A 13,587-nucleotide genomic window follows, 5' to 3' on the forward strand; every position below is an offset into this window, starting at 1 on the left:
CTCAGTGCGTCCCCGGGCCGCGTAAAGAGCGGCAAGCAAGATGTGGGCGCGGGCGTCTTCGGGAACCTGGCGAAGATGATGCTCCAGCGCCAGGCTCTGGCGCAGGCCCAGGTTGCGGGCCGCATCGTGCTTTCCGAGAGCATTCAGGGCGTTGATGATAGGCACATAGACGTTGTAGTCGTCGCCGGAGGCCTCGACGGCCGCTTCCGCCATGTCGGCCAGTTCCGGCCAGCGATCGGAAGCAAACATGGCGCGGGCGAGAAGGTAGTAAGCGCCTTCGCAATCCGGCTTACGCTCGATGGCCGATTGGGCCGCGCGCACGGCTTCGTCATATTTCTTATCGGCGTAGAGGACCCAGGCGCGAGCGACCTGCACTTCCGGCAGGAGCGGCTGAAGGGCGGCGGCACGCTCGCAAGCGTCGTTGGCCCGCTCGATCCAGCTTCGTTCCCGGCGATGCTCCTCGTAATACAGCGCGCAGACATGGGCGGTGGCGGCGTGGGCCAGCGCAAAGCCGGGGTCGAGCGCGATGGCGCTGTTAAACATCTGCATCGCGAATTCCAGGTCCTGGCGGGTGGAGCGGCGGGCGTAGCTCTTGCCGCGCAGATAGAGGTCGTAGGCCTGCAGGTTCTCGGTAGGCTTGGCGGCGATGGCCTCGCGCTCCTGCGGGGAGAGAGTGATGCGCAGAGCCTCGGCGATGTTGCGGGCGATCTCGTCCTGGACCTCGAAGACATCCTTCAACTCGCGATCATAGCGCTCCGACCACACGGGGAAATCGGTTTGCGCGTCCATGAGCTGGGCGTTGATGCGCAGACGATTGCCGGAGCGGCGCAAGCTGCCGCCCAGCACGTAGGCGGCGTGCAACTCGCGGCCGACCTGCTGGGGCGTGACCGACTTGTCGCGATAGGTCAGGACGGTAGGCCGAGGAAAGATCTTCAGGCCCTTGATCTTGGACAACTCGGTGATGATGTCTTCGGTAATGCCGTCGCGGAAGTACTCGTCTTCCTTCACGCCGCTGAGGTTCTCGAAGTAGAGAACGGCGATGGACTTAGCGTCCCTGGGGGCGGCACCGGAGCGGGAGTCGGAGACCTCGGCGGCGCGACGGTGGCCGGAATCGAGGTCGCGCTTCAGGCGGATGAGGTCGGTCTTGATGTCGGTGGCGGACTGGTAGCGCAGATTGCGGTCCTTCTCCAGCGCCTTTTCGATGATGCGGTCCAGGTCCGGCGGCAGCGATGGATTCAACTGCGGCGCCGGAGCGGGATCGCGATTGAGGATGGCGTCAAAAATGACGGCGGAGGTATCACCCTGGAAAGGCACGGCGCCGGTGGCCATCTGGTAGAGGACGGCGCCCAAGGAAAAGAGGTCGGTGCGGGCGTCGGTGAGCTGGCCGCGCGCCTGCTCGGGTGACATGTAGGAAACCGTGCCCAGGGCGGTGCCGGGGGTGGTCAGTTCATTCTGCGGGGCCATGGTCTCGAACTCGGGATTGGCGGCAGGTCCCCTGGCCCGGAAGGCTTCATCGATCTTGGCCAGCCCGAAGTCCAGGATCTTCACCTGGCCCCGGGACGAGACGAAAACGTTGGCCGGCTTGATGTCGCGGTGCACGATGCCCTTGGCATGCGCCGACTCGAGCGCGTCCGCGATCTGGATAGCGATGCCCAACAACTGCTCGATCTCGAAAGGCTGGCTGCGGATGAGATGATTCAGCGGCTGGCCTTCCAGCAGCTCCATGGCGATGAAATGCTGGCGCTCGTGCTGCTCGATGGCGTAGACGGTACAGATGTTGGGATGGTTCAGCGCGCTGGCGGCGCGGGCTTCCCGCTGGAAACGCTCGAGTGTCGGCGCGTCTTGAGCCAGCTCCGGGGGCAGGAACTTGACCGCCACCCGGCGGCCCAGGCTGGTATCTTCGGCCTCATAGACCACACCCATGCCGCCGCCACCCAAGCGGCGAAGAACGTTGTAGTGGGAGACGGCGCGTCCGACGAGGGTTTCCATGAAGGGCGACGCACTGATGTTAGGGGCAAGCGAAGGGAAGGTCAACAGGGCGGTCCGGGGGCGGTCGACTCGGCACTCACCAATCCCCAAGACACCTGTCTATATGGACCAGAGTCCGGTTCAAGCCGCGAACGGAGGGAAACCATGAAGAAGCCAGGGCTGCTGAGCCTGTTCTGGGTAGTCGTGTGCTGGCCGTTGCTGGTCGCGCAGGTCCCGACCGATGCGCCAGCCACTCCTTCAACGGAGTGGAAGACAAAGTCGAAGGGCGGCAAAGTCATCGTCCGCGACAAGTCGAAGCCGGTGCGGAAAGCCATCGAAGCCTGGTATACGCTCAACACGGACGCCTTCCGAGCCAAGGACGTGAAGGCGATCATGGCGTTGCGCACGGATGACTTTCACACGCTAACGCCCGACGGAAAAGTCAACAGTCGCGCCGACATGGAAGCCTACACGCGTCGGCTCCTCGGCATGATCGACCACTTCCTCTCCCTCGAGTTCGAGATAGGAACCTTGGAGGTTGAAGGAGACCTGGCGAGTGCCGACGTCCTGCAAGACACCGTGCGCATGCAGCGTCTTCCCGATGGGACGTTGCACCAAGTCCAGGCGCGTGCGCTGCAACGGGAAACCTGGAAGAAAACGGACGCCGGTTGGAAGCTACACAAGGTCGACAATATCCGAGACCTCGGCATCCTGGTGGACGGAGAGCCATACAAGCGCTGAGGTGACGAGGCAGATCTACGCGCCGCTTTCGCGGCCGACTGTTCTGTTCCTTGCCGACAGGCCTTCGCCCGGTCCACAGGGCGAGGTCAGCCGATGAACTCCTCCACGGCGGCGGCGACCCCCGCCTGGTCGTTGGCCAGGGTGATGGCCCAGCCGTTCTGCTTCATCTCTTCGGCGGCGTTGCCCATGACCACGGGGAGGCCGGCGTACTCCAGCATCTCGACATCGTTGAAGTTGTCGCCAATGGCCATCACCTGGGAGCGCTCGAGGCCGCGATGGCGGGCCCAGCGCTCGAGGGTGTGGCCCTTGGAGCAGTCGCGCCGTAGGACGTCCATGATGGACAAGTCGCGGGCGGGATAGCGGGTGCGCAGGATGGTGAGCTCGGATTCGACCGTGGTGGAACGCAGATGCGCTTCGGCGCGGGCCATGTGGTCGAGCGAGCCGGCGAACGCCATCTGCACCGGGTCGGTGGTGAGCGCGTCTTCGAGCGGGACGACGAAGTCGATGGAGTCGCGATTGCGCTCCAGCCATCGCCTTATGCCGGGATCGAAGCCTTCCGTGGTCTCTACGACCAGAGAGCCCTTGCCTTCGACGTCGAAAGTGACAACCGCGGCTCGGCGAAAGGCATCCATGGCGGAGCACAGGCGAAGGGCGGTCTCCACCGGCATGAGGTCGCGGAAGAAGGTCTCGCCGTGGAGGGAGCGGATGATGGCGCCGTTCGAAGTGATCAGCCAGGAGTCGAAACCCAGGCTCTCGGCGATGGGCAGGGCGAAGCGGTAGCGGCGCCCGGTGACCAGCACGACCTCAACGCCCTTGGCGTGGGCGCGCTGCAGCGCGGCCAGGTTGGCGGCGGGCAGCTCGGAGGTGGGGTCGAGCAGGGTGCCGTCGATATCCACCGCCAAGAGACGGATGTCCGGCTTCACATGCGTAGTCTAACCGATGGCGGTGGGAAGGTCAGTGACACAGCCTAGGCGGCGTTTGCCCGTGCCACCAGGATCTGGTCGCGGGAATCCTCGCCGAAGGGCTGACGGTCGAACGAGCCCCATTCGGCCGCGACTTCCAGGCCCTCGAGCTCGAGCAGATTGAGCAGCTCGGCGTGCGTGTACCAGCGGATGGTAAGGCGGGAGTCACCGTCGGGAAGCCAGCCGCCGGAGGCTACTTGCCGCTCCCAGCGGAACGTGATGTCAATGGTCTGGGAAGCGGGATGGTTCCGGGTGGAGGCCACACGGCGAATGCGGGCGCCGGTTTCCGGGTCGTCCCGCTCGAGTTCCACCCACGGTTCGCGCGCCGCGGCAATAAGGGTGTAGTCGGGCTGGAAGACGTCGAAGACCAGGCGGCCGTGAGGAGCGAGATGCCGGCGGACGGTGCGCAGCCAGGCACGCTGGTCGTCGCGGGTGTGCAGATGCTGCACCACGCGAAAAGGCGCGGTGATAAGGGGAAAGCGGCGTTCGAGGGAAGCGGTACGCATGTCGCCCTGAGCGAAGGAGACGTGGCGGCGGACTTCCGCGGGTTCGCGCTCGAGGGAAGCGGCCAGGCAGGCCAGCATGTCCGGACTGAGCTCCAGGCCGTGGATGTCGATGCCAGCGCGCGCCGTGGGGATGAGCGTGCGTCCGGTGCCGCAGCCCATCTCCAGGACAGGCCCGCCGGATTCGCGCGCCATGCCGACGTAGAAAGGGATGTCGCGGTTGTAGCCGAGCGCCTGGTAGTCCAGGTCGTAGTAGCGGGCGCTGGTGGAGTAGGACATGAGAAATCCACGGACGATTGTAGATGGACGTTTCTCAGATTGCCGAATCGCCGAACTCGAATCGGCGAATCGAGCCCTGCTCACCCGGCAGTTACTTTGGCGTTGCAGACCGGGTCCGGCGAGCGGAAACCCCGTGCTATAGTGCGGGGCAGGGCGGCCATGGGCGCGATTTCCTTCTTCTATACCTGGGGCATCCTGCTGCAGGTGCTGGCGCTGGTGCACTTTGCGCGGCGGCGGCCGGACACCTACTGGGTGTGGGTGATCCTGATTGGCGGGGGCCTGGGGGCGTTCATCTACCTGCTGGTGGAGGCCGTGCCCGACCTGGGCCTGCTGGGCGGAACCTTCCAGCGCTATTCGCATCGTGGCCGCATCAGGGAGCTGGAAGTGATGGTGCTGGACAACCCGGCGCCGGGGAACTACGAAGAGCTGGGCGACCTGTACACGGAACAGCGGAACTTCGCGCGCGCCAAGGAATGCTACGACCGATCGATTTCGGCGCGGACGGATTCCGCGGATCCGTTTTACCGGCGGGCGCTGTGCGAGATCGAGTTGGGTGACATGAAGTCCGCCGTGGGTGACCTGGAGCGGGTTTACAAGATGGATCCCAAGCACGACTTCCAGCGAGCCGCGGGCCTGCTGGCCGATGCCTACGCGCGCACCGGGCAAGTGGAGAAGGCGGAGGCGCTGTTCCGCGAAGTGGCCGCCACTTCGACCATCTCCGAGACGCAGTATCACTACGCGCGCTTCCTGCTGGAGCAGGGAAGGGCAGAGGAAGCGCGGCAATGGGCGCAACGCATCCTGAACAAGAAGGCCACGCTGCCGCGATACCTGCAGCGGCGGGAGCGTCCCTGGTTCCGGCGCGCGGAAGCCCTGCTGAAGCAGACGGGCCAGCCGGCGCGATAGACTTCCCGACATGCCGGAATCCTGGGCCACGCGCCGCTTGCGCTGGGCCGTGAACCTCTGCTATGCGTTCGCGGCCGGCGGGGCGCGGGTCACCTACATCGGCGGCGACTGGCGCGAAGTGCGGGTCGAAGTGCCGCTGAACTGGCGCACCCGCAACTACGTGGGTACCATCTTCGGCGGCGCCATGTACGCCGCCGTCGACCCCATCTACATGCTGATGCTCATTCACTGCCTGGGGCTGGAGTACATCGTCTGGGACAAAACGGCCACCATCCGCTTTCGCAAGCCGGGCCGCTCGACCCTGCGCGCCGAGTTCAGGCTGGAGGACGCAGACTGGATGCTATTCGCCGCGAGACGGCGGAGAAGACTTCCATCGATCGCGTATACCGGGTGGAGCTGATAGACACGGAAGGAGCGGTGTGCGCGGAAGTGGAGAAGACGCTCTACATCCGCAAGAAGGACGCAGGGCGAACCTAGATGGCAGCGATCGAATACTTCGAGTGCTCGAAGTGCGGCGCGCGAGTGCCGCCGGACGCGCCGCCGGGGGTGTGCGCGAAGGACGGCGGAACGTTCTGGGTGCGTTACGACCTGGAACGGCTGAGGCACTCGTTCTCCCGCGCCCTGCTGGCCGGGCGTCCGGCCAGCATGTGGCGCTACGCCGAAGTGCTGCCCGAGGCAGCTCCGGTCACGCTGGGGGAAGGATTCACGCCGCTGCTGCGCAGCCGGCGCTATCCGAACGTGTGGATCAAAGATGAAGGTCTGAACCCCACCGGCAGCTTCAAGGCGCGCGGGCTCTCGGCGGCGGTGACCATGGCGCGCGCCTGGGGCAAGCGCAAACTGGCGATTCCTTCCGCGGGCAACGCGGCTTCGGCACTGGCGGCGTACGCGGCCGCGGCGGAACTGGAGGCGCACATCTTCATGCCGCGCGACGTGCCGCTGGCCAATCGCGTGGAGTGCCAGGCCTACGGCGCCGAGGTCACGCTGGTGGATGGCTTGATCGGCGACTGCGCGCGCCTGCTGCAGCAGCAGGCGGAAGTCGAGGGCTGGTACGACGTCTCTACGCTCAAGGAACCGTTCCGCGTCGAAGGCAAGAAGACCATGGCGTACGAAGTGGCCGAGCAGATGGGATGGCGGCTTCCCGACGCCATCATCTATCCCACCGGCGGCGGGGTGGGACTGATCGGCATGTGGAAGGCGTTTGACGAGATGGAAGCTCTGGGTTGGACCGATGGAAAGCGGCCGAAGATGATTGCTGTCCAGTCAACGGGTTGCGCGCCTATTCCTAAAGCGTTCCATGAGAGCAAGAAAACGGCGGACGTGTGGCCGCAGGCGGCCACCATTGCCGCCGGGCTGCGGGTGCCCAAGGCGTACGGCGATTACCTGATCCTCGACATTCTGCGCCAGAGCCAGGGTACGGCGGTGGCAGTGAGCGACGCCGAGATCATGGCGGCGGTGGTCGAGTGGGCGCGCGAGGATGGCCTGTTCGCCGCACCGGAGGGAGCGGCGTCGCTGGCGGCCTACAAGAAGTTGCGGTCGCAAGAGTTCCTTGCGCCCGAGGAGACCGTGGTGCTGTTCAACACCGGGTCGGGGCTGAAGTACCTGGACGTGATCGCGGAAGCGCTGGGCGTGCGCGGAGAAGCTCCGCAGCCTCGCGGGCGGACGATCGGCGGCATCATCGGGCCGTACTAGGCCTCTGTTAAAATAGCCCTCGCGTGGGGCTATAGCTCAGCTGGGAGAGCGCATCGTTCGCAACGATGAGGTCGTCGGTTCGATCCCGACTAGCTCCACCATGGTTTCCATCACTTACACCGGTCCTCGGGGCGTTCACGGCTAGCCAGAGGCGCGGCCGTTCCTGAGCGACCCTTCTGGGGCGAATGTGCTACTCGCTTACGACTTGCGCCCGGCGCTTGCGCGGCAGCGTGGGGCCTTCAAAAATGAGCTCCCAGCCCCCGGAGACAGATCCAGCGTCCTGGCTTTCATCGTCCACGACATAGAGACTCCAGGTGCCATTGGGACTGGTGCCGTTGAAGATGGATAGCATCGTATTGGCCGATGGTGTGGGCGCGGGAGACGGGTAGGTATCGCTCCCATCTCCGGCGTTGTTGGTGGGCTTGAAGCTCGCGGAAGCCAGAGGGCCGTTGTCGGGAAGGAAGGGTCCATCATCGTCAAGGGTGAGCTGCAGATTGCTGACGTCGGTGCCGCCGCCGACGTCGGACATCAAGACGATGTTGGTTCCGGTGGGGCCAACCAGAAGGATATCGACGTCATCGGGGAAGGTGTGACTGAATCCGTTCAGCCGCACCCGCAGCTTGGTGATGTTGCCGGCGAGTCCCGATACCACGATATTGGACGGGTAGGGGCTGGCTGCGGTGGGCGGCGTGCCGCCGTCATTGATGGTGATGGCGCCGGAATTGCCCACGCTGACCGTGGGCGGCGCGGCCGGGCCCTCGAAGCTGATTTCCCATCCCAGAGATAGGGAGCCGGAGTCGAGTTCTTCATCATCCACCACATAGAGGCTCCAGGTTCCGTTGGGGCTGGTCCCGTTGAATATCGATAGCGTGGTGTCGGCCGAAGGAGCCGGCGCAGGGGAGGGAAAGCTCTCCGTGCCGGTACTGGCGTAATCGGTGGGCTGGAAGCTTCCGGATACTAAGGGACCGGAGCTGAGCAAGGGAGAGGCGGCAGCATCATCAAAGGTGAGTTGCACGCCGGCTGTAGGGTCGGCATCCACATCCGACATGAGGATCAGGTTGGCTCCGGTGGGCCCGACCAGGAGGATATCGAGGTCGCCCGGGAAGGTATGCGTCAGGCCTTTCAACTTTACGGTTACTTTGTTGATGGTACCGGTGAGCCCGGAAACCGTGATGCTGGAAGGGTAAGGGCTGGCCATGGTCGGAGGCGAGACGCTGTCGTTGACGGTGATTTGGCTGGCGTTCGAGAAGGTTACGCTGGATGGTGCAGGCGCTCCCGAGGGCACGACCTTTCCCCACCATGTGCCCCAACGGCTCTCGCCCGAGACCTGGGCCGCCGCGTACTCCTGGATGGTCCACATGTCGGTGTCGTTCGCGGGATCGACCACCGTGTTGCTGTAATCGCCCCAGCGATTATCGGGGCCGCCGAAGGTCTTGAAATAGCTGTCCTCTCCCCCCTTGAGGACCACCTCATCGCGCATGGTATTGGCCGGGTCGGCGGCACGGCGAAGGGAGTAGGCGGCGGTGGCGAACTGCGACCCCGAGAAGCGCGAGTAGCCCAGCAGCACATCCCCGGCGGAGTTCACCGCCAGGGTGGGGAAAGCGCGGAAAACGATGCCGGTGGGATCGTCGACGCGTCCGAACTGCTGCACTGATCCCGCGGGCGTGAACTGCCACCACTGCGCCGCAGAGCGGGTGGGCGCTCCCGCGGGCAGGAACGCCGTATGCGACGCCCACAGCGAGCCGTTGCGGTAGACCACCTTCAGGATGCGCGAGTCGTTGTTCTGAATCCTTTCCGTGCTGCCACTCTGGGGAGCGAAGTCCTCAAAGCCGGCAGGGGAGAAGTCCCAGGGATTGGGGGTGGAGACAAGGTTGCCATCGAGGGTGGTGAACACCTCCGAACCGACAGCGCCGGTGATGGTGGCCATGCGCAGGAAGCCGCTGCCACTGAAGTTGCCGTTGAAGTCCTGCACCAGGTATTCGGTAGCCAGGGAATTGTCGTGGGTGACAGCCGGGGCGAAGCCGCCGCTGGTGTCAGGGAAGACGGCGTCGGTCACGCTCATTGCTCCGGCATAAAGCTCACTCTTGCGGAGCACGTGGACGTCCGAACGGGTGAAGCTGCTGTCACTGATGGCGAACATGTTCACCGTCACCACGACCCAGTCCTTGTTGAAGCCCAGGGACGGATAATCGGCCGAGTTCGCGTCCGTGCCGTCGGCGTCGATGCGGTAGAGATTCCAGGTTCCGGTCGGGTCGCTCGTGAGCGAGGCTCCGATAAGCACCGAAGAGCCAGCCGAATCCGAGTTGCTGGCCGCGCTCACAATCCAGCGATTGTTGAAAGGATCGTATTCGACCCTGGGATCGAAAACACCGCTGGCCCCGGTGCCCGACCAGAAAGTCTCAAGAGCCATGCGGCTGGCCTCGACACCCGAACGGTTGGTGATGCGGATCTCGCTGTTCAGAGTGGTCATCACATGATTGGGGCCGACGGATCCCTGCGTGTCCGGCGGAATACTGGTGTCGTTATCGTTGAGCGCCAGGAAACTGCTGGCCGGGGCCGGAGAAGAGGCCAGAGGAAGAGGTGCCGGGCCCGGAACCGGGGCCGCCGGTGCGACGGCTTTGGAGGCAGCCGCGGCCGCGAGCGCCCCCGGTGGGATCGACTGCACAGGTATCGGCCGGAACGGAATCACGCGACGCTCCACCGGCCTCTTCGGGCCTGCGGCTTCGCGTTCTGCCAATTCAGCGAAGTTCATCCGGAAGCGAGTGGCTTTGACGCGGCGCGCGGGTGCTCGCGATTGCCCGAAGGCCGGCAGAGCCAGGCCGAGCAATACGAGCAACGCCACTGCACTCTTCCTGAACCTCAGCGAATCCGCATTCATCTTGATGGTCCGCATGGTGGCGTGATGCGTACGACATGGGAGCCCCAGTTAGCGAGCTGGGTGCGGGTGGCGTTGGGGATGTACTCGCCGGCCGTCCACAGGTCGCCGTTGGGACTTACCGCGGCTCCCGAGTAGTCGCCCCAGCGCGCCACGCCGCGACCGCCGCAGCGACGGTAGCCGCTAAAGCCGTCTTCCGGTGCCGCCCCCGTCACCACCAAGTTCACCGCGTTCTCCACTCCTCCAGCGTTCAGGTGGGCATAGCCGAAGCCGGGCATCAGATTACTTCCGGTGACGGTGAAGCCCACTACGCCCTTGCCCTGGGCGTTCACCGCCAGAGCGGGGAAGAGCAGATCCTGGCCGGCTGCCCCGAGCTGCCCCTGCTGATTCACCGTGGCTGAGATCGAACAACCGTCGCTTGTCGCCCCGATGCGCACCCAGGCCACGCCCATCTGCTCCTGACCGGCCACCATCACCCGCGTGCCGAAGGCGGCCAGCAGTTCGCCGCCCCGCTGGTACACCTGCTGCATGCGGTCATCGTTGGCGTCCAGCGCTTCCAGCACCTCATTGGTAGCCTGGGAGAACAGCCCGCTGCCGTCACACACCAGCCCGGCATTGAGCTCGTCGAGTAGCGGCGTCGGTCCGGACATCTGCAGCGAGGTGGTGGGCTTGTCGTAGGGGTCCACGTTCACCACCAGGCTCTGGATACCCACCTTTCCCTGGCTCCCGTAGGCTACCTGGCGGGTATCCGACATGGCCCACACTGCCAGCCGGTCATCCCCCGCCCCGCTGAAGTTCAGCGTGCTCAGGAAGAACTCGACCCCTGGCGTCGTACTCGTCCCCGGCGCCGGAATGGCCGGGTACACCGAGAAGGCCGGCTCTCCCTCGACCGTCAGGTTCTGGAAGCCCACCGCCCGTACCCGCTGCTTCTTCAGCAACTGCCCCTTGTCGATGGCCAGCACCAGAGCGGTCTGGAACTGGCGCGTGCGGAAGGAGAACTGGTTCATGCTGAGGAACAGGGCTTCCCGGTTCATCCCCAGCAAGGGCTGGTCGCCGATGCAGGGGCAGTCGCCGTAGCCATCATCGGTGACGTCGATCTCGTAGAAGTCGAACAAGCCGGTGGCATCCGAGCCTCGGCTCACCGCCAGAAGCGTCGAGGAACTGGACAGGAACGCGCCCGAGAGCGGGTTCGTCGCTACCTTCAGCGCAACGATGTACCAGCGCCCGAGTTGGGGATCGTAGAGCGCCCGGGGATCGGCCACGAAGGGCCCGAACTGCTTGGGCACTACGGTGCGATCCACGGCATGGGGCAGCCCGAAGAACAGGTTCAGGGAACTGGGACCAGCCAAGAGCAGCCCTTCGGTGGAGTACACCGCCAGGGCCCCGTTGACGATCTGCACCACTTGGTTGTCGCTGGCTGCCAGGCCCATGTCCGGCGGCTCCAGCGAGGCTTGGTTGCCGTCGTCGGCGTTGCGCATCCCGAAGTGGCTGAGGCCGTCAAAGCCCAAGACCATCCCCGGGCCCAGCACCTGGGCCGTGGCCGGTACCCGCGGCTGACGCTGCCCCGCACCCGTGGCCCGGGAAGTAGCGAGGTAGGGCTTGCCGAGCCGGAAGTCCTGGCGCTGCTCGGCCGTCAGCGGCAGAGCCAACGGGTCGGGTGCGACTGTCGGATCCGGGGCACCCGTCGGGGCGGGTTCAGTGACGGGATCAGGCAGAGCGATGGGACCGGGCAAGGAGACCGGATCGGGCGAAGTCGTGGGCTCCGGCAGAGCGATGGGCTCGGCTGCCGTGTCGAGGGTTTCTTTCACGCTCACCGCGAACGCTGGATCGTGAGGCGTCTTCCAGCCGCCTCCGCCCTCCCGGAACTCGCGCAGGAGTACGGCCGGACGGCTGATCGTGCCCCCGCCCCGCGCTCCGAGTGTCCGCTCACTCCGCCGCGGCGCCAGGGCCGCCGTTGCCGCCGCCGTGGGGCTCGAGGCTGAGGCCAACGACGAAGACGAAACACTGCAACTCAGCGGCTCCCCGCCGCCCTTGCCTCCGCTGCCGCCGCTCGTCTCTCCCGTGATGACCTCGCTCACCTGGTTCGAGGCCTTGGGGTTGAAGGTCGTGTCGCCAGAGTAGAACGCCTGGATGTCGTGCGTCCCCACCGGCAGCCCGGTGGTCAACTGGGCCGTGCCGTTGAGCAGCTCCGCCGTACCCAGCGTGATTATGGGGAACACCGACACGTCCTTGAAGGTCACCGTGCCGCTGGGGCTGCCCGCGCCGGGCACTGTTGCCGCCACCGTCGCGGTGAAGCTGATGGGCTGCTGCTGGACCGCCGCTGCCAGAGAACTCTGCAACGTGACTGAAGTCCCGCCGGCATTGAGGAATACGTTGAAGCCACCGCTAGACAGTAACCCAACATCCGGAGCGCCATCGCCGTTCACATCGGGCAGCGTGACTGAACGCGGAGAGTCCCCTACGGCATACTCCTCTGCTGGCTGGAACGTACCGTCGCCGTTGCCCAGCAAGATCGTTACCCTCCCACTGCTCTCGGTGAGCACCATGTCATCCAAGCGATCACCGTTGATATCGCCAGAGGTAACAGAGGAAAAATTCCCCGTTACGGGCAGGCTGATAGGTTGCAACACGCCGCTGTTGTTGAGAAACAGCTGAATCCCATCCTCGGCAGCAGTCACTAGCTCGTTCCCACCAGTCCGGCCCTCGTTGCCACCAGTGCGCCCTCCCCCACCATCATCGCTAAATTCGCCCGTTGCTAGCGTCGACAGATCGCCGGGAGTTGACCCGATGGATTCGGAAATGGTCAGGGACCCGTCACCACTGCCATAGAAGGGATAGACCTGTTGCCCGGCGGTCAGCACCATGTCGAGTTTCCCGTCGCCGTTAAATTCACCGATTGCCATGTCTCTGACTTCTGTGGGACCGAAGTCGGCCAGCAACCCAGGAGCACCAAAGCTACCGTCGCCATTTCCCAGTAGCACGGTGACAGTTGTATCTCTGGTCGACGGGTCGACGATGTCAGGGCCCAGACCGGCTGTATTGGCAAACACTATGTCAACGCTTCCGTCCCGGTTTAGGTCGCCCAGTGCCAGGCTGTTCGTTGATGGACCGAGTCCGTTCGTAGAGCCGGCCGGACCGACTTCAGTGACTAGTGGGGCAGAGAAGGCCCCGAGTCCGTCACCTAGGAACGTGCAAATGTGTGCTGGCCCACTATCGGGCCGGAACCCGCCAATGCCATAGCTGCTGACAACCACGTCTGGCTTGCCATCAAGGTTTATGTCTGCAACTGCGCTCCGGCCGGGGGTTTGGCAACCGAGATTGATTGGATTGGAAAACTGGCCGTTACCCAGGCTGAAGAAGACCCGAACCGATCCTGGCCGTTGCACGTCAAAGACATCCAGAGCTTGAGTCTCTGTCGTCACCAGCAGATCGAGTTCTCCATCCAAGTTGAGATCTGCCATGCGCGCATGCTTTTCTGAAGCGGACGTTTCATTGCCATACGTGCGTGGAGCTCGGAAAGTACCGTCGCCGTTGTTGACGACAATGGTCCTTCCGGCGAGCAACTTCACCGGCTCGCCCGCTCGAGCAATGGCGGCTACTGTCGGAACGGTTCTCGATCCGCTGAGGGGAACCAGATAGTTCTCCGGAACCTCTGTCGTGCCGTCCC

The 13,587-nt window shown here is 64.6% G+C and carries 10 protein-coding genes and 1 tRNA gene; 6 read left to right on the plus strand and 5 right to left on the minus strand.

Translation table 11 applies throughout. The features are described 5' to 3' along the window. On the minus strand, positions 1-1,989 hold a 1,989-nt coding region (locus tag VLE48_03000), incomplete at its 3' end, for a protein kinase (protein ID HSA91953.1). 144 nt (positions 1,990-2,133) lie between these two features. On the opposite strand from VLE48_03000, the gene VLE48_03005 reads away from it, so the two are divergent. After that, positions 2,134-2,709 (plus strand): DUF4440 domain-containing protein, encoded by a 576-nt coding sequence (locus VLE48_03005; GenBank protein ID HSA91954.1) that lies wholly within the window; start codon positions 2,134-2,136, stop codon positions 2,707-2,709. A gap of 86 nt (positions 2,710-2,795) precedes the next feature. Here the strand turns inward: VLE48_03005 and VLE48_03010 are convergent, their stop codons facing one another. Both VLE48_03010 and VLE48_03015 read right to left on the minus strand, forming a co-directional pair. After that, entirely contained in the window at positions 2,796-3,632 is an 837-nt protein-coding gene (locus tag VLE48_03010) for a Cof-type HAD-IIB family hydrolase (protein HSA91955.1), read from the minus strand. A 44-nt stretch (positions 3,633-3,676) separates the two neighbouring features. Further along, positions 3,677-4,453, minus strand: coding sequence for a class I SAM-dependent methyltransferase (locus VLE48_03015; protein HSA91956.1), 777 nt, complete (start codon positions 4,451-4,453; stop codon positions 3,677-3,679). 159 nt (positions 4,454-4,612) lie between these two features. On the opposite strand from VLE48_03015, the gene VLE48_03020 reads away from it, so the two are divergent. The 4 genes from VLE48_03020 (at position 4,613) to VLE48_03035 (ending at position 7,146) form a co-directional block, all read left to right on the plus strand. Continuing rightward, positions 4,613-5,356: a tetratricopeptide repeat protein gene (locus VLE48_03020; GenBank protein ID HSA91957.1), complete on the plus strand. Its 744-nt coding sequence runs from the start codon at positions 4,613-4,615 to the stop codon at positions 5,354-5,356. A 10-nt stretch (positions 5,357-5,366) separates the two neighbouring features. Further along, positions 5,367-5,756 (plus strand): DUF4442 domain-containing protein, encoded by a 390-nt coding sequence (locus VLE48_03025; GenBank protein HSA91958.1) that lies wholly within the window; start codon positions 5,367-5,369, stop codon positions 5,754-5,756. A gap of 77 nt (positions 5,757-5,833) precedes the next feature. Further along, the gene (locus VLE48_03030) at positions 5,834-7,045 is read left to right on the plus strand and encodes a threonine synthase (GenBank protein ID HSA91959.1); all 1,212 of its coding nucleotides are present in this window, start codon (positions 5,834-5,836) and stop codon (positions 7,043-7,045) included. 25 nt (positions 7,046-7,070) lie between these two features. After that, a tRNA-Ala gene (locus VLE48_03035) sits at positions 7,071-7,146 on the plus strand. Positions 7,147-7,235: 89 nt separating this feature from the next. Here VLE48_03035 and VLE48_03040 read toward each other — a convergent pair. Then, complete coding sequence (locus VLE48_03040; protein ID HSA91960.1) at positions 7,236-9,887, minus strand: hypothetical protein; 2,652 nt, start codon at positions 9,885-9,887, stop codon at positions 7,236-7,238. Positions 9,888-9,919: 32 nt separating this feature from the next. Further along, the gene (locus VLE48_03045) at positions 9,920-12,823 is read right to left on the minus strand and encodes an FG-GAP-like repeat-containing protein (protein HSA91961.1); all 2,904 of its coding nucleotides are present in this window, start codon (positions 12,821-12,823) and stop codon (positions 9,920-9,922) included. A 294-nt stretch (positions 12,824-13,117) separates the two neighbouring features. On the opposite strand from VLE48_03045, the gene VLE48_03050 reads away from it, so the two are divergent. Continuing rightward, the gene (locus tag VLE48_03050) at positions 13,118-13,399 is read left to right on the plus strand and encodes a hypothetical protein (protein HSA91962.1); all 282 of its coding nucleotides are present in this window, start codon (positions 13,118-13,120) and stop codon (positions 13,397-13,399) included. Positions 13,400-13,587 lie beyond the last annotated feature (188 nt).

Source organism: Terriglobales bacterium (assembly GCA_035454605.1).
In the GTDB taxonomy this organism is placed as follows: Bacteria; Acidobacteriota; Terriglobia; order Terriglobales; family Acidobacteriaceae; genus DATMAB01.